Here is a 14,440-nt window from a genome sequence, read left to right on the forward strand (position 1 = left end):
AAGGACTTGAACATGTATTCTGATGACTCTCTGGTGCTCCATACGGATGCGTACCAAATTAATATGATTTATACTTACTGGAAACAAGGTATTGATCAAAAACCCGTTACTTTTGAAGCGTATTTCCGTAAAATGCCTTTCAATAATGGCTATGTTATTTTTAGTGGTTTAGAACGACTTGTCAAAATATTAAATCAACTGAAATTTACTGATGATGATATTGATTATTTGCAATCATTAGACTTATACGACACTAAATTTTTAACATACCTCAAAAACTGGCATTTAACTGCGACAATACGTTCGGCTTATGAGGGTGAAGTGATGTTCAACAATGAACCGCTTTTGCAAGTTGAAGGGCCTCTGGTCGATGCTCAATTGTTGGAAACCTTGCTGCTCAATATTATCAACTTTCAAACATTGATTGCTACTAAAGCGGCTCGTATTGCTAGTGTAACAAATGGTGACCCCTTGTTAGAGTTTGGTACACGTCGCGCTCAGGAACTGGACGCTGCGCTTTGGGGTACCCGTGCTGCTTTTATTGGTGGCTTTGATGCTACATCTAATGTTCGTGCAGGAAAACTATTCAATATTCCTATTTCCGGCACACATGCTCACGCGCTTGTTCAAGCTTACCATAACGATTATGATGCTTTTCATGCCTACGCAGCAACACATAAAAATGTTGTTTTTCTAGTGGATACATTTGATACACTAAAATCTGGTGTCCCAAACGCCATCAAAGTAGCCCGTGAATTTGGAGATAAGATTAATTTTCAAGGAGTTCGAATTGATTCAGGTGATATGGCGTACCTATCTAAAAAAGTTCGTATCATGTTAGATGAAGCAGGATTCACAAATGCCAAAATCTATGCATCAAATGATTTAGATGAAAACACCATTTTAAATCTTAAAATTCAGGGTGCAAAAATTGATGTCTGGGGAATTGGCACAAAATTAATCACAGCATATGATCAACCTGCCTTAGGTGCGGTGTACAAGATGGTTAGTATCGACGGCGATGACACGATTAAATTGTCAAACAACGTTGAAAAAATTTCAACCCCTGGAAAAAAGCAAGTTTGGCGAATAACAGATAGTAAAGATGGCAAATCTGAAGGTGATTATTTGACTTTCGATAATGAAAATCCAAGCCAATTGGAAACTTTGCACATGTTTGATCCCAATCATCCTGTTATTTCTAAGAACATTAAAAATTTCGACGCACAACCGATGCTACATGATATTTTTGTTAAGGGTAACCTAGTTTATGATTTGCCTGATATTATTACAATTAAAAACTACGCCAAACATTCATTAAACGATCTATGGGATGAGTATAAACGTATATTGAATCCTGAAACCTATCCTGTTGACTTATCTCAAAAGCTATATGATGCTAAAATGAATTTAATTCATGACATTCGAAACAATATACAGGAGATGACCAAATGAGACCTTTACAATCTAAAATAATTGCTGATCTGCACGTTCAGCCTGTTATTAACCCAAACCTTGAAATCAAGCGCTCTGTGAATTTTCTGAAACAATATCTCACTCACAGTGCTTACACCGGTTTAGCTATTGCAGTAAGTGGTGGTCAAGACTCCACACTTGCTGGTAAAATTGGCCAACTTGCTATTGCTGAACTACGAGCTGAAACGAATCAAAAATTCGAATTTGTGGCTATTAGGCAACCATACGGTGAACAACAAGATGAAAAGGATGCCCAAGACGCACTCGATTTTATCCAACCTGATTTAACAGTAACAACAAATATCAAAGATGCAACCAATGCTCTGGTAGATTCACTGCGTCTTGGTGGATTAACCGTTGATGACATGAGTCGCGGCTCAATTAAACCAAAAGTACGTATGATTGCCCAGTATGCTGTTGCTCGCGAGCATAATAGTGCCGTTATTGGAACTGATCATGCAGCTGAAGCCGTAGCTGGTTTCTTCACCAAGTATGGTGACGGCGGAACAGACATTAACCCTTTGTGGCGTCTAAATAAACGACAAGGAAGGCAGCTCCTGGAAGCATTACACGCCCCAAAGCATCTATACGACAAAGTACCTACTGCAGATCTTGAGGATGAACGCCCACAGTTACCTGATGAAGTTGCGCTGGGCGTTAGATACGATGTCATTGACGATTATTTGGAAGGCAAAGATGTTGCAAGCACTGATGCCGAACGAATAGAAGAAATGTATCTGACAACGCAACAAAAGCGTCACGAACCAATCACTATTTATGACACTTGGTTCTATTAACTCTAAAATTTGATCGTTATATCCCCGTATAACCACTAAAAAAGCCACAATATCATTATGTATTGTGGCTTTTTTAGTATTTACAAATTTAAATTATAAGTCAATTTTTCCAACGTAATGTAACTGAGGATCGTGAGACATGTCATTGGGATTTGTTCCCAAAACATTGACTGGCACAGGTTCGTTTAGTTTCTTATAGTAAGCAGCCCAAAAGTCAGAAATTGGTTTTCGTCTGTCTCCAAAAAACATTGGTTGCTCACTAAATTTGACAAAGTCTTCAAAGGCTATCACTACCAACTGTGAACAATAGAAGCTGTCCGTACCTGGCTGAAAAGAAAAGTTATAAGGTTTACCCAAATGCTTTTTAGCATTAATAATAATTTGCTTTGTATTTTTAACATTTGTGCGGTAAACATCAACACTTTTATTTTTCTCTAAAAAGCACTGAAGCGATTGTAAACAAACGCCTGAATCAGCTGTTGCATGAATGACAGTTTCTTCGTCGGCTAATATCGCGACATGAACAAAGTTTCCCGTTGATTCTGCAATACCTTCATCCAAATCGCTATGTCCATTTTTTACAAAAAGTAAATCTGCTTGTTTTAATTTCATAATCATAGTTTAACACATTTATTTACCAAAGCTTAATAACAAATAAACAGTATTGAATGAGTAGCATAACGACGCCAATAATTAGCCACCCAGAAACTTTTGTTGGAAATAGTCGGTGGTAACTACGGCTTTCACCTTCTTCAAAGCCATGAGAGGTCATAGCCATCGCTAAATTATTTGACCATATTAATGCTTGACTAATGGCTTTAAAATAAAGTTTAGGCGACCAAAAACTCAAATTCTCGCCTCGCATCAGCCCCACTGCCCGAATTGTTTTAACTGAATTTATAATTCGGGGAATAAAACTCAATGCACCCAGAATGCCATATACAAAGGTTGCGGACATTTTGACATTTTGTTCAAGAGAACGTAATAATTCGTACAAAACCATAGTCGACATAAATGCCGCACCCATGAATACATAAGCACCTACACGTGTGGTCATTACTAGTGCAAAATGTAATCGTTGTGATTCGTCTCCTGCACCAAAAAAATAAAATGATGTGAATGATCCGACTGCCGGCAAAATTGATACAATCAATAATCGAGCAAAAGTTTTCAAATGGCTTTTAGTCACTATTAAAATCAAAATACTAACAACAATTAAAAACAGATTGAGATAAACTGATTTTGTGAACGCAATTTCTATCGAAATAAGCAACACTAATAGTAATTTTTGTGTTTCATTCATGAATTAACTACACTTTCATATTTCAAACCATTTTGATCAAAGCGAACATGATAATCAATATATTGAATAATGCCGTGTGTTTGGTGTGAAATCATGATAATACTTTGTTCAAGGTCATTTGACGACTGTTTAATGATTTGCATGAGATGTTGAATAGAATTCGTATCCAATCCAGATAATGGCTCATCTAACAGCAAGGTATCGGGTGCAATAATTAACATAATCAGTATTTGTAGCTTTTTTTGTTCGCCACCTGATAATTCGTAAACACTATGCTTTCCAAGACCTATTAAATTTAACTTTTGGATGCACTGGTCAATCTTCTCATTCGTCCAATAATCAGCGTGATGGCTATGGGCTCTAGCCTGTTCAACTTCCTCAGAAACGGTAATGTTTAAAAATTGGTCAGCTGCATTTTGAAATACTAAACCAACTTTCCTAGCATATATTTTTTTACGAAGTTTATCGAGTAGCTTTCTTTGATACAACAACGAACCCTCATAATCGTGTAATCTTGCAAAAGTAAGCAGTAAGCTTGATTTCCCAATACCGTTGGGTCCAGTAATTAAGGTGATTTTATCTTTTGCCCATTCAAAACTGCTATTCTTCAAAATAGATTGTTTATCGTTTTTTACCGTCACATTTGCCATACTAAACACAGACTCATTGAAGTCATCATTAGTAACAATACTATCATTTACATCTTGTTTAAAAAAAGAAGACCAAACTGTAGAATTAACACAGGCTATATGTCGATTTTCAATACGATATAAATCTGTTATAAGATTTTCATATCCACTTGTGTCGTGATCTGAAACTAAAATGCCATGCCCCTGATCAACTAATTTTTTTAGCAATACTTGTAACTCCTGTCGATGTTCTGGATCAACGGCCGCAAAAGGTTCATCCAATAAAATAATTTCTGCGCCCATCGCTAATGTTTCAGCCAAAGCAACCTTTTGCAATTCGCCACCTGACAAGTATGAAAGTTCTCGGTGTCGTAGCGATTCAATGCCTACTTCTGATAAAGCAGAATTAATTCTCTTATCAATTTCCTCGGTAGTTAAAGATAAATTTTCTAACGAAAAAATCAATTCATCTTCTACACGATCCATGGCAAATTGTTGATCTGGATGCTGAAATAGCATGGCAACTTTTTTAGCACGATGGTTCGCTTTGATTTGAGCAATTGACTGATGATTCAAAGACACTTTCTGTGACAATTCGCCGCCATATTTAGGATATAATCCAGCTAAGGCAGTCATCAAAGTTGATTTGCCACATCCAGATGAACCAACTAATAATATAAATTGTTCTGGTCTAATCTCCAGCGAAATATCTTCTAAGATAATTTCATCGTCAAATTTAATATCCAAATGATTGGCCTTTAATTCTGTCATACTTTTATTGACCTTATCGATTTGTTTTTAATAATTTAGACTTCTCTAGCAAGTTGACAATCCAGTAAACTAATAGACCGGCAAAGAATGCAATTGAAATCCAGCGAACAATAAACAACCCAACTAGCATACCAAAATCAAATTGTAGATATCCGTCGTGGAATAATGACCAGATGAATGTCACGCATGTTCCGGTAAATGTTGATAAAATCAAACCCATTTTCCAGCTTTTATATCCTGTCAAGGTAAAACCAAGTTCTGATCCGATACCTTGAATAAATCCAGAAATTAGTGTTGCAACACCCCAATAGCCGCCCAACAAGGCTTCTCCAGTGGCGCCAAGCAATTCACCTATTAATCCCGCACCAACACGTTTCAATAAATAACTAGCCAATGGGGCTGCCATCATCCATGGCCCAATAGTGATTGCGATGGTATATTGGTGTAACCCAAGCGGAACTAAGACAGCATCAAGTGCTGTGTACACTGGATCCATAATAAAATAAATCACACCAAAGGCAATACCAATCAACGCCATTAAAATAACTTCTCGCAAAGACCACTTCCCTTTTGATCCCGCTGTTACTGTTTCTACTTGTTCCATAAACATCTCTCCTCTTGTTTCGAGGTCGTATGTTTCGATAAAATACCTTTTATAGTTATAAGTGTCTATACAAAAAGCCACCAACCACAAAAGAATTTAGTGATTGATGGCATCAAAAAGACATCTTAATCTAACTTATTCTTCCTTCGCAGGTATTAACCTGACAGGTTCAATGGGTATTATCTCAACCTTACGGTACCCCAGATAAAATATTAACTTCGTGGATCAGTATAACCCATTCTAATTTTAAATGCAAAAAAATTTCTAGCCCATTAACTGCGCTATAAAACCATTTGCAATTTTAATTTTTCAGTGCTATGCTAATCACATTAAAAAAATATATGCTGTCCACTAGGGGTGCCTTCTTGGCTGAGATGATATTACTTATCAATCCCTTCGAACCTGATCTAGTCAATGCTAGCGTAGGAAAGTGGTATTCTTTTTACAAAAGATACTCTTTTTTGCCTGGTCAAGAGAGAGTTTTTTTGTTGGACATGTAAACATTTTAGGAGAAATTATGTTTTCAGAAGAATTACGCACCCAAGCTGCACCAATTATGACAGCCATTCATGGTCACGCATTTGTTCGTGGCATTGCGGACGGTCACGTTCCCCGAGAAGCTTTAATTTTTTACGTTGAACAAGATTTCCAATATCTTAGTGAATTCATCAAAATTTATGCCAATGCCATTACCAAATTAACTAATCGTAATGAAATGAAATTTTTTGCTGATTCAATTGATTTCATTTTAAATAGCGAAATTCATCCCCATCATGTTTTTTGTGAGGTTGCCGGTGTTGAATATGAAAAATTGCAACACGCCACACCAACACCTAAAGCATACCTATACGAATCACATATGTATCGCGCGGCTGACACCGGCTCCTTATTAAATATTCTAGCTGCTTTTCAGGCATGCCCTTGGACCTATAATGAAATTGCAAAAAAACAAGTTCAAGAGAAAGCGAACACAAATGATAACCCATTCAAAAGCTGGATTGATTTTTATGATAATACAGATGATGATTCGGAAGTTTCACTATCCGATAAAATCTTTGAATGGATAGATCGCTTAGCAGAAAATGCAACAACTCAACAACGCCAACAGGCAAAACAGTTTTTTCTTAAAAGTTGTGAATTAGAATGGCAGTTCTGGGAACAAGCCTACCACCAAGAAGACTGGCGCTTCAAAGATGTATTAAATCAGGCAAGCATTTTGTAAAGAAGTGAAATTTAATAACACAAAATTATTTGTTTGTAGCTTTCAAAAAAGCCAATTTTAATTCAGCATTGTCTTCTGGTGTACCTAACGCAATACGAATCCACTCAGGATTAAGTCGATCGTTGACTTGGAAACCTTGTTCTAATAATTTTTGACCAACCTTTTTCGTCTCGCCAACCTTTATCCAAATAAAATTAGCCTGTGATTCATAAAACTTAAACTTGTTTTGAATCAAAAATTCTTGGAACTTTTGGCGCTCTACTTGAAAACGTTGGGCATTTTTCTGTAAGTATTCTTGATCCAATACAGCAGCCGTGCCACCAGCAATCTGATAGGTTGATAAGTTATACGGTAAACGGACTGCTTGCATCGCACTATAAAGGGGATCTTGCATAATGCCATATCCAACACGTAAATTAGCTAGACCATATGCCTTTGATAAGGTACGTAGCACAACCAAGTTTGTATACTCAGCTACCAAAGGTGCCATAGTAGCATCAGGTTCATCTACAAAATCATAGTAGGCTTCGTCTACTACTAATGTAATATTTACTGGTAGCTTGTCCAAAAAGCGCTTAATGGAGCCGATTGTTTCGAATACTCCTGTTGGATTGTTGGGATTAGCTATCCATACCATAGCGGTTTTATCATCAATAGCATCTAAAATCGCATCAAAATCAACATGCCCATTATCAACATTAACGGGTATTTTTTTTGTTGTAGACTGTTCGATTTGTGCATGCATCGCATATTCACCAAATGTCGGATTGGGAATAATAATATTTGATTCTGGTTCCAACACAACACGAGTCAACAGCTCAATCAATTCATCTGCGCCAGCACCAAATACCAAATGTTGTGGATCAACGTGATTTAACTTAGCTACTGCTGCACGTAGTTCTGTCGCTTGCCCATCTGGATAATAACCTAAAACATCATCTGAAACAGCTCGTACAGCTTGAGCAACTTTTGGTGATGGACCATACACAGACTCGTTGGCTGATAAGCGAGCTAAATGTTGCAAGCCATACTTTGCTTTTACAGCTTCTACTGGTAATTCTGCTTGATAAGCTGCTAAATCTTTAACTGTCTTTTTCATTTTTCTTGTCTCCTCGCCAATCAGCGCGTTCATGCAATAATGATTTTTTCCCTAAACGTGACCCTAATTCATCTTTAATATCATCTAAACTGACACCCTTTTCAACTAATAAGACCATTAAATGAAACAATAAATCTGAAGTTTCATAAATTAACTCTTCATTATTATTTTTGGCGCCGAGAATTACTTCTGTGCTTTCTTCTCCCAATTTTTTTAGGATTTTATCTAATCCTTTTTGATATAGATAATCAGTATAGGATCCAGTTTGAGGATTTTGTTTGCGATCAAGTGCTTGTTCATAAAGTTCTTCAATTGTTTGTTGTGGCATCATTTCTCCTTTTTAGTGTGGTATTTACTCTTTTGGAAAATAACCATCAGTCCATTTATTTGTAATTGCTGCTTGATTTGCATCTGCTAAACTTTCACCCTTTATCGTGTTAAAAAAGCATGAGTAAGCATTAGTATGACAGGCTGGTCCAGCAGGATTGACATGAATAAGCAGGGTATCTAAATCACAATCTAATGTCATGCTAACAACCTGTTGTATGTTGCCCGAAGTCTCCCCTTTATGCCACAATTCTTGTCGTTCACGAGACCAAAACCAAGTTTGCCCAGTACTTTTGGTTAATGAATAACTTTCTTTGTTCATATAACCCAGCATCAAAAATGCCTTCGTTTCCGCGTCGACAATAACAGCAGGGATCAAACCATTTTGACTTTGCTTGTTGAAATCCGGTTCAGTGCCAATCATATGCGTATCTCCACACCATCATCTTTTAATGTCCGTTTCAAATTTGGTATTTTAATTTCACCAAAATGAAACACTGAAGCAGCTAGTGCTGCGTCAATTTTAGTATTCTCAAATAAATTAATGAAATCTTGTATTGAACCAGCACCACCTGAGGCTACTACTGGTACATTCACAGCATCTGCTAGTTGATTATAAAGCTGAATATCGTACCCTTTTTTTGTTCCATCGGCATCCATACTTGTTACTAGCAATTCGCCAGCCCCACGAGCGACTAATTCAGAGGCCCATTCAATAGCATCAAGACTTGTAGGCTTAGATCCTCCAGAAACATAGACCCGATAAATGCCAGCCGACTCATCCCACTTAGCATCAATAGCGCCGACGATGGCCTGGGAGCCAAATATTTTAGCCCCGTCCGTAATTAACGCTGGGTTCTTTACTGCTTCGGAGTTAACAAATATTTTATCAGCTCCAGCTTTAATTAAACGAGCCATGTCCTCTGTCGTTCGAATACCACCGCCAACGGTCAAGGGGATGAATACTTCTCTAGAAACAGCATCGACGACTGACATGATGGTATCCCGCTCTTCCAAAGTTGCTGTAATGTCTAAAAATACTAGCTCATCAGCGCCAGCAGCCTGATATGCTTTCGCTGATTCAACGGGATCACCTACTTCACGTAAATTGACAAAATTAACACCTTTAACTACTCTACCATTCTTAATGTCTAATGCTGGAACAATTCGTTTGGCTAAAGTCATCCATCCACCTCCTTCAATTGAGCTAGTGTCACATCGCCATCATAAAGTGCTCGACCAACAATAATATCGTGAATACCGCTCGTTTGTAAATCTGTAACGTTTTTAATATTGGCAATACCCCCGCTAGCTATAATATTACTTTTAGGAAATTTATTTTGTAAACGTGATAGTAGCTCAATGTTAGGGCCTGAAAGAGTTCCATCTCTGGCAATATCGGTGACAACAAAATTCGAAACACCTACTGATAACATAGCTTCAACAATATCATCAAAACTCGTATCAGAATTTTCGAGCCAACCTTGTGTGGCAACTTTTTCATCACGGCCGTCAACACCAACGACAATTTTATCGGATCCATACTTTGCAACCGCCGTTCGCACAAGTTCCGGATGAGTCAACGCTGCTGATCCAATAATCACACGATTAATGCCTATATTTAAGTATTGGTTAACCTGTTCAAGAGTCCTGATACCGCCACCAAGTTCAATAAACAAGTTTGTTTGTTCTCGCAAAGATTGAATGACATTTAGATTAACTGGTTTCCCTTCCTTGGCACCATCTAAATCAACCAAGTGTAAATGCTTTAAACCAGCGCTTTCAATTTGTTTTGCCTGCTTCAATGGATCTGAGTTAATTGTGGTTTCTTTTTCATAATCCCCTTGATAAAGGCGAACTGATTGACCATTTAATAAATCAATTGCTGGAAAAATCATGCGTTTTCTACCATTTCCTTAAAGTTTTGCCAAATTTCTAATCCATCTTGTCCAGATTTTTCTGGATGGAATTGGGCACCAATCACATTTTTGTTAACCACAACACTTGGTACATCAACTTGTCCATAATTAACAGTTGCCGCAATATATTTAGAGTCCGTTACCGCATAATAACTATGTACAAAGTAAGTATATTTATCATTCATTGTTCGAGTGATTTGGTTGATTTGGCTCACTTTGTTCTGATTCCAGCCCATTTGCGGTACTTTGTAATTCTCTTGTTTAGGTAATTCAACTACTTGCCCGGGAATTAGCCCAAGACCTGTCGTTTCACCAAATTCAGTTGATGAGTCAAAAAGTAACTGCATCCCTAAGCAAACACCCAACAATGGTTTACCGCTATTTGAAAACTCTTTTATTGGTTCAACCAAGTTACGTTCTCGAAGATTATCCATTGCTGAAGCAAAAGCGCCAACTCCTGGCACTACAAGACCATCAGCAGAAGCAATATCGGCAGGATTTTGAGAAACTTTAGCATTTAATCCTGTATATTCAATTGCTTTCATGACATTTCTAATATTACCCGCGCCATAGTCTACGATAATAATCGCCATATATTTCTCCTTTGTATTATACGATTTAACTTCACAAAATCATCTAATATTTTAAATTTGCCCCTTAGTGGAATTAACCCCTTTAATTTCTGGATTGACTGTAACTGCTTGACGCATTGCACGACCGACTGCTTTAAACATACTCTCAATTTTATGGTGTGTATTTCGTCCGTACAAAACTTCAATATGCACATTGGCCTTAGCCTGATCGGCAAAACCTTGCCAGAAGTCTTCAACAACTTCCGTTTCAAACGTGCCTAATGTCGGAGCAGCAAGTTCAGCTTTCAAGACTAAATATGATCTACCAGACAAATCAACCACAGCTCTTGTTAAGGTTTCATCCATAGGGACAAATTGTGCACCATATCGTTCGATACCAACTTTATCACCGAGCGCTTGCGTGAAAGCTTCCCCCAATACGATGCCAACATCTTCAGTCGTATGATGACTATCAACCTGTAAATCACCTTTCACGTCGACCTGTAATCCAAAGCGTCCATGTTTAGCAAACAAAGTTAGCATATGATCGATATAGCCAATGCCAGTATTAACCTTAATTGGTGTTTGTTCATCAATATTTAATGTCAATTCAATTTGTGTTTCAAAAGTGTCTCGTTTAATAGTTGCTGTTCTTGACATGTTATTTTTCTCGACTTTCAATTGCTCTGGCGTGGGCTTCTAAGCCCTCTTCACGCGCTAAAATAGTAACGTCTAATGCATCAGCTGCTAATGCTTCAGCAGAATATTGCAAATATTGTATACGTTTTTGGAAATCCCAAACACCGAGTGGTGAACTGAATCTTGCGGTACCACCTGTTGGTAAAATGTGATTTGGGCCTGCTAAATAATCACCGAGGGGCTCAGAAGCATATTTACCCAAAAATACCGACCCAGCATTTTTAATCTTAGCAATATAGTCATATGCATTTTCTAGCTGGATTTCCAAGTGTTCTGGTGCTACGGCATTCATCAAATCAATCATCAAGTCTACTGTATCAACCAAATAAATGAATCCATTGTTTTCAATTGCCTTACGAGCGATTGCTTCACGAGGCAAAATTTTTAATTGCTCCTCAATCTCATCAGAAACTTCGCTTGCTAGTGTTTCAGAATTCGTAATCAAAATTGCTCGTGCATTTACATCATGTTCTGCTTGTGATAACAAATCTGCTGCCACATCTTTTGCTCTGGCTGAATCATCAGCTAAAATGCCAATCTCAGATGGTCCTGCAATCATATCAATATCTACTTGTCCATAGACATCACGTTTAGCAGTAGCAACATAAGCATTCCCCGGACCAGTAATTTTATCAACTTGCGGAATTGATTCAGTACCATATGCTAGTGCTGCAATCGCCTGTGCTCCCCCAACTTGATAAATACGGTCAACGCCGGCTATTTTTGCGGCTGCTAACACTGCTTGATTTAACCCATCCTTTTGCGGTGGTGTCACCATAATGATATTTTCAACTCCCGCGATTTTAGCCGGAATAGCATTCATTAAAACTGATGAGGGATAAGCAGCAGTTCCTCCTGGTACATAAATACCAACAGCAGATAAAGGCGTTACTTTTGTCCCTCGAATGACACCATTACTAGGGCTATCCTCAAATGATTCACCAACTTCTAATTTGTGAAAGCTTCGAATATTGCGAGCAGCTTTTTCTAATGCTTTAATAACATCTGGATCAACCTGATTAAATGCTTCTTGTATTTGTTCATTTGTTACTTTTAATTCATCCAGACTAACGCCATCAAACTGCTCTCCATATTCTTTCAGAGCAGCATCCCCATTGGCACGAACATTTTTGATAATGTCAGCAACACGTGCTTCAACTTGAGGGTCTACTGTTTTTTCAGTTTGTTGACGAATACGTGCTTTGATTTCTTCTAATTTTTCATTCTTAATAATGTTCATTCTTCTTCTTCTTTCAAAATATTAACAAGGTTATTAATGACTTTCGTAAGTTCATATTGGTACTTTAATAAGGCTCCTGCACGTACTAACATATGTGTAGCCACAGGACCAACCGCATCATAAACTTGCAGATGATTATCACGTAATGTATTTCCTGTTTGCGTGATATCAATAATCGCATCTGATAAACCAGTTAAAGGCCCCAATTCGACAGAACCTTCCAGTTTAATGATTTCAACGTCCTCGCCACGTTTACTAAAATACTCCGTAGCCACCTTAGGATACTTTGTTGCAATTCGTTTACGTTGAGGCGTATCAAGATCAAATCCTTCCGGTGCAGCAACGACAAATTCTGCTTTCCCAGTTTGTAAATCAAGAACATCATAATGATTTTGAACTTGTTCAGCAATCGTATCGGAACCAACAATTCCAACATCCCCAATTCCACGGTCAAGATATTTCACCACATCACTTGGCTTTACCAAAATAAATCGATATTTGCCGTCTGCACTATCAAAAATTAGTTTACGTGCTGGATTGTCTAGTAATGAAGTATCTATGCCAGCATTTTTTAATAATGGACGGGCGTCTTTTTCAACACGTCCCTTACCAAGTACCATTACGATTGGTTCTTTTGGTTGCATTTCTTCAGGTTTTCGTCGCCAATCCGCTAAGATGGTTTCAATATTAAGACCCATACCGATGGCAGGTAAAGATTTATTCTGAAAATTTTCTAGTAAACGATCATAACGTCCACCACTGAATAAATATCGACCCAAACTAGGTACGAAACCTCGAATAATTGTTCCAGTATAGTATGGTTGTGGCGATGCTGCTGCCAAATCAACTGTTACTGCAACTGCCGGATAATGAGTATGCGTATATTCAGCAAGCTTTAACCAACCACTTATGATGTCATTAACAGCGGGTATCTCTTGAAGCTGCCACATAACTGTTTCACCATCTTCTCCAAATGCTAATGGCCATCCAGCTAAACCTTCAGGGAAATCTGGAATTGTTGCACGTAATTCTTCAAATACGGAAACATTTTTTTGCTCAATTGCTTGCTTCATACTTTGACGCAAATCTTGATCTAATTGCAAATTTTCTAAAACAACATCGATAAGTCGCGCATCACTAAGAACAACTTGAACATCGACAATGCCAAATTCTTGTGCAAACTTTAACATCGTATCCAAAGCCTGTATTTCGGCTTCAAAGCTAGAATCACCAATTAGTTCAACACCAGCCTGTGTTTCTTGATTATAATCTCCTGATAAATTATCTGTACGCCTAAACACATCACCAATGTAATATAGCTTTGACATACTATTTTGTTGGCGATTTGCTGATAAAAATCGAGCAATTGGTAATGTTAGATCTGGGCGTAAAACTAAGTTTTCACCAACCTGATCAAACAGACGAAAAACATTTTTATTTTGATATTTTTCAAATGTACTCTCACGTTCAATTAATGGTGTGTTAATTGGCGTAAAACCAGCATCATTTAAGATAGTAGTTATCATCTGTGAAATTTTCTGTTTTTGTTGTAATTTTTCACCAAATTCGTCTCGCGAACCGGCCGCTAATATCTTATCGTTCATGTTAATCTCCTAGATGCCATACAATAAAAAGACGCCCTCACAAACTATTAATTTAGTTTGCAAGGACGTCTTCACGTGTTCCCACCTTGATTTCAATTTTACTTACGTAAAAAAGCTCAATAGCCTGCTAACACAGGCTTATTCGGTATCGGGAATTTCCGGAATGGCTTTGTAACCA

The 14,440-nt window shown here is 37.7% G+C and carries 16 protein-coding genes and 2 riboswitches; of the genes, 3 read left to right on the plus strand and 13 right to left on the minus strand.

The genetic code is table 11. The features are described 5' to 3' along the window. Positions 1-12 precede the first annotated feature (12 nt). Both JNUCC76_RS08245 and nadE read left to right on the plus strand, forming a co-directional pair. Positions 13-1,455: a nicotinate phosphoribosyltransferase gene (locus JNUCC76_RS08245; protein WP_454153955.1), complete on the plus strand. Its 1,443-nt coding sequence runs from the start codon at positions 13-15 to the stop codon at positions 1,453-1,455. After that, entirely contained in the window at positions 1,452-2,273 is an 822-nt protein-coding gene (nadE, locus tag JNUCC76_RS08250) for an NAD(+) synthase (protein ID WP_454153957.1), read from the plus strand. The genes JNUCC76_RS08245 and nadE overlap by 4 nt, the downstream gene beginning before the upstream one ends. 93 nt (positions 2,274-2,366) lie before the next feature. Here nadE and JNUCC76_RS08255 read toward each other — a convergent pair whose 3' ends face one another. Genes JNUCC76_RS08255 through JNUCC76_RS08270 form a run of 4 tightly spaced genes read right to left on the minus strand, consistent with a single transcriptional unit; the run spans position 2,367 to position 5,580 of the window. Continuing rightward, positions 2,367-2,885 (minus strand): YiiX/YebB-like N1pC/P60 family cysteine hydrolase, encoded by a 519-nt coding sequence (locus tag JNUCC76_RS08255; RefSeq protein ID WP_454153959.1) that lies wholly within the window; start codon positions 2,883-2,885, stop codon positions 2,367-2,369. Between the two features lie 22 nt (positions 2,886-2,907). After that, positions 2,908-3,576: an energy-coupling factor transporter transmembrane component T family protein gene (locus JNUCC76_RS08260; RefSeq protein WP_454153961.1), complete on the minus strand. Its 669-nt coding sequence runs from the start codon at positions 3,574-3,576 to the stop codon at positions 2,908-2,910. After that, complete coding sequence (locus JNUCC76_RS08265) at positions 3,573-4,976, minus strand: ABC transporter ATP-binding protein (RefSeq protein ID WP_454153963.1); 1,404 nt, start codon at positions 4,974-4,976, stop codon at positions 3,573-3,575. The genes JNUCC76_RS08260 and JNUCC76_RS08265 overlap by 4 nt, the downstream gene beginning before the upstream one ends. A gap of 13 nt (positions 4,977-4,989) precedes the next feature. Further along, positions 4,990-5,580, minus strand: coding sequence for an ECF transporter S component (locus JNUCC76_RS08270; RefSeq protein ID WP_025268349.1), 591 nt, complete (start codon positions 5,578-5,580; stop codon positions 4,990-4,992). A gap of 123 nt (positions 5,581-5,703) precedes the next feature. After that, positions 5,704-5,793: riboswitch (TPP riboswitch) on the minus strand. 130 nt (positions 5,794-5,923) lie between these two features. Then, positions 5,924-6,026, plus strand: a riboswitch (TPP riboswitch). A 71-nt stretch (positions 6,027-6,097) separates the two neighbouring features. Between JNUCC76_RS08270 and tenA the strand changes: the two genes are divergently transcribed. Beyond that, complete coding sequence (gene tenA, locus JNUCC76_RS08275) at positions 6,098-6,802, plus strand: thiaminase II (RefSeq protein ID WP_454153965.1); 705 nt, start codon at positions 6,098-6,100, stop codon at positions 6,800-6,802. Positions 6,803-6,827: 25 nt separating this feature from the next. On the opposite strand, the gene hisC is transcribed toward tenA, so the two are convergent. Genes hisC through hisG form a run of 9 tightly spaced genes read right to left on the minus strand, consistent with a single transcriptional unit; the run spans position 6,828 to position 14,262 of the window. After that, complete coding sequence (gene hisC / locus JNUCC76_RS08280) at positions 6,828-7,901, minus strand: histidinol-phosphate transaminase (RefSeq protein WP_454153967.1); 1,074 nt, start codon at positions 7,899-7,901, stop codon at positions 6,828-6,830. Continuing rightward, on the minus strand, positions 7,885-8,229 hold the full coding sequence (gene hisE, locus JNUCC76_RS08285; RefSeq protein WP_454153969.1) for a phosphoribosyl-ATP diphosphatase: 345 nt from the start codon (positions 8,227-8,229) through the stop codon (positions 7,885-7,887). Before hisE ends, hisC begins: the two co-directional genes overlap by 17 nt. Before the next feature lie 24 nt (positions 8,230-8,253). Further along, positions 8,254-8,652 (minus strand): phosphoribosyl-AMP cyclohydrolase, encoded by a 399-nt coding sequence (gene hisI / locus JNUCC76_RS08290; protein WP_454153971.1) that lies wholly within the window; start codon positions 8,650-8,652, stop codon positions 8,254-8,256. Beyond that, a complete protein-coding gene (gene hisF / locus JNUCC76_RS08295) occupies positions 8,649-9,413 on the minus strand; it encodes an imidazole glycerol phosphate synthase subunit HisF (protein ID WP_454153973.1) in 765 nt (254 codons plus the stop codon). Before hisF ends, hisI begins: the two co-directional genes overlap by 4 nt. Further along, a complete protein-coding gene (gene hisA / locus JNUCC76_RS08300) occupies positions 9,410-10,126 on the minus strand; it encodes a 1-(5-phosphoribosyl)-5-[(5-phosphoribosylamino)methylideneamino]imidazole-4-carboxamide isomerase (RefSeq protein ID WP_454153975.1) in 717 nt (238 codons plus the stop codon). Before hisA ends, hisF begins: the two co-directional genes overlap by 4 nt. Further along, complete coding sequence (gene hisH, locus JNUCC76_RS08305) at positions 10,123-10,740, minus strand: imidazole glycerol phosphate synthase subunit HisH (RefSeq protein ID WP_454153977.1); 618 nt, start codon at positions 10,738-10,740, stop codon at positions 10,123-10,125. Before hisH ends, hisA begins: the two co-directional genes overlap by 4 nt. A gap of 51 nt (positions 10,741-10,791) precedes the next feature. Further along, on the minus strand, positions 10,792-11,379 hold the full coding sequence (gene hisB, locus JNUCC76_RS08310; RefSeq protein ID WP_454153979.1) for an imidazoleglycerol-phosphate dehydratase HisB: 588 nt from the start codon (positions 11,377-11,379) through the stop codon (positions 10,792-10,794). Between the two features lies 1 nt (position 11,380). Then, positions 11,381-12,658, minus strand: coding sequence for a histidinol dehydrogenase (hisD, locus tag JNUCC76_RS08315; protein ID WP_454153981.1), 1,278 nt, complete (start codon positions 12,656-12,658; stop codon positions 11,381-11,383). After that, complete coding sequence (gene hisG / locus JNUCC76_RS08320) at positions 12,655-14,262, minus strand: ATP phosphoribosyltransferase (RefSeq protein ID WP_454153983.1); 1,608 nt, start codon at positions 14,260-14,262, stop codon at positions 12,655-12,657. The genes hisD and hisG overlap by 4 nt, the downstream gene beginning before the upstream one ends. Between the last annotated feature and the right edge of the window lie 178 nt (positions 14,263-14,440).

Source organism: Leuconostoc sp. JNUCC 76 (genome assembly GCF_053667755.1).

What these genes read in the sequence shown, in the direction of transcription:
- JNUCC76_RS08260 (WP_454153961.1), bottom strand. Translation starts at nt 3,576, where the DNA reads ATGAATGAAACACAAAAATTACTATTAGTGTTGCTTATTTCGATAGAA.
- tenA (WP_454153965.1), top strand. Translation starts at nt 6,098, where the DNA reads ATGTTTTCAGAAGAATTACGCACCCAAGCTGCACCAATTATGACAGCC.
- JNUCC76_RS08255 (WP_454153959.1), bottom strand. Translation starts at nt 2,885, where the DNA reads ATGAAATTAAAACAAGCAGATTTACTTTTTGTAAAAAATGGACATAGC.
- hisF (WP_454153973.1), bottom strand. Translation starts at nt 9,413, where the DNA reads ATGACTTTAGCCAAACGAATTGTTCCAGCATTAGACATTAAGAATGGT.
- JNUCC76_RS08245 (WP_454153955.1), top strand. Translation starts at nt 13, where the DNA reads ATGTATTCTGATGACTCTCTGGTGCTCCATACGGATGCGTACCAAATT.
- hisA (WP_454153975.1), bottom strand. Translation starts at nt 10,126, where the DNA reads ATGATTTTTCCAGCAATTGATTTATTAAATGGTCAATCAGTTCGCCTT.
- hisH (WP_454153977.1), bottom strand. Translation starts at nt 10,740, where the DNA reads ATGGCGATTATTATCGTAGACTATGGCGCGGGTAATATTAGAAATGTC.
- hisI (WP_454153971.1), bottom strand. Translation starts at nt 8,652, where the DNA reads ATGATTGGCACTGAACCGGATTTCAACAAGCAAAGTCAAAATGGTTTG.
- nadE (WP_454153957.1), top strand. Translation starts at nt 1,452, where the DNA reads ATGAGACCTTTACAATCTAAAATAATTGCTGATCTGCACGTTCAGCCT.
- hisD (WP_454153981.1), bottom strand. Translation starts at nt 12,658, where the DNA reads ATGAACATTATTAAGAATGAAAAATTAGAAGAAATCAAAGCACGTATT.
- JNUCC76_RS08270 (WP_025268349.1), bottom strand. Translation starts at nt 5,580, where the DNA reads ATGGAACAAGTAGAAACAGTAACAGCGGGATCAAAAGGGAAGTGGTCT.
- JNUCC76_RS08265 (WP_454153963.1), bottom strand. Translation starts at nt 4,976, where the DNA reads ATGACAGAATTAAAGGCCAATCATTTGGATATTAAATTTGACGATGAA.
- hisG (WP_454153983.1), bottom strand. Translation starts at nt 14,262, where the DNA reads ATGAACGATAAGATATTAGCGGCCGGTTCGCGAGACGAATTTGGTGAA.
- hisB (WP_454153979.1), bottom strand. Translation starts at nt 11,379, where the DNA reads ATGTCAAGAACAGCAACTATTAAACGAGACACTTTTGAAACACAAATT.
- hisC (WP_454153967.1), bottom strand. Translation starts at nt 7,901, where the DNA reads ATGAAAAAGACAGTTAAAGATTTAGCAGCTTATCAAGCAGAATTACCA.
- hisE (WP_454153969.1), bottom strand. Translation starts at nt 8,229, where the DNA reads ATGCCACAACAAACAATTGAAGAACTTTATGAACAAGCACTTGATCGC.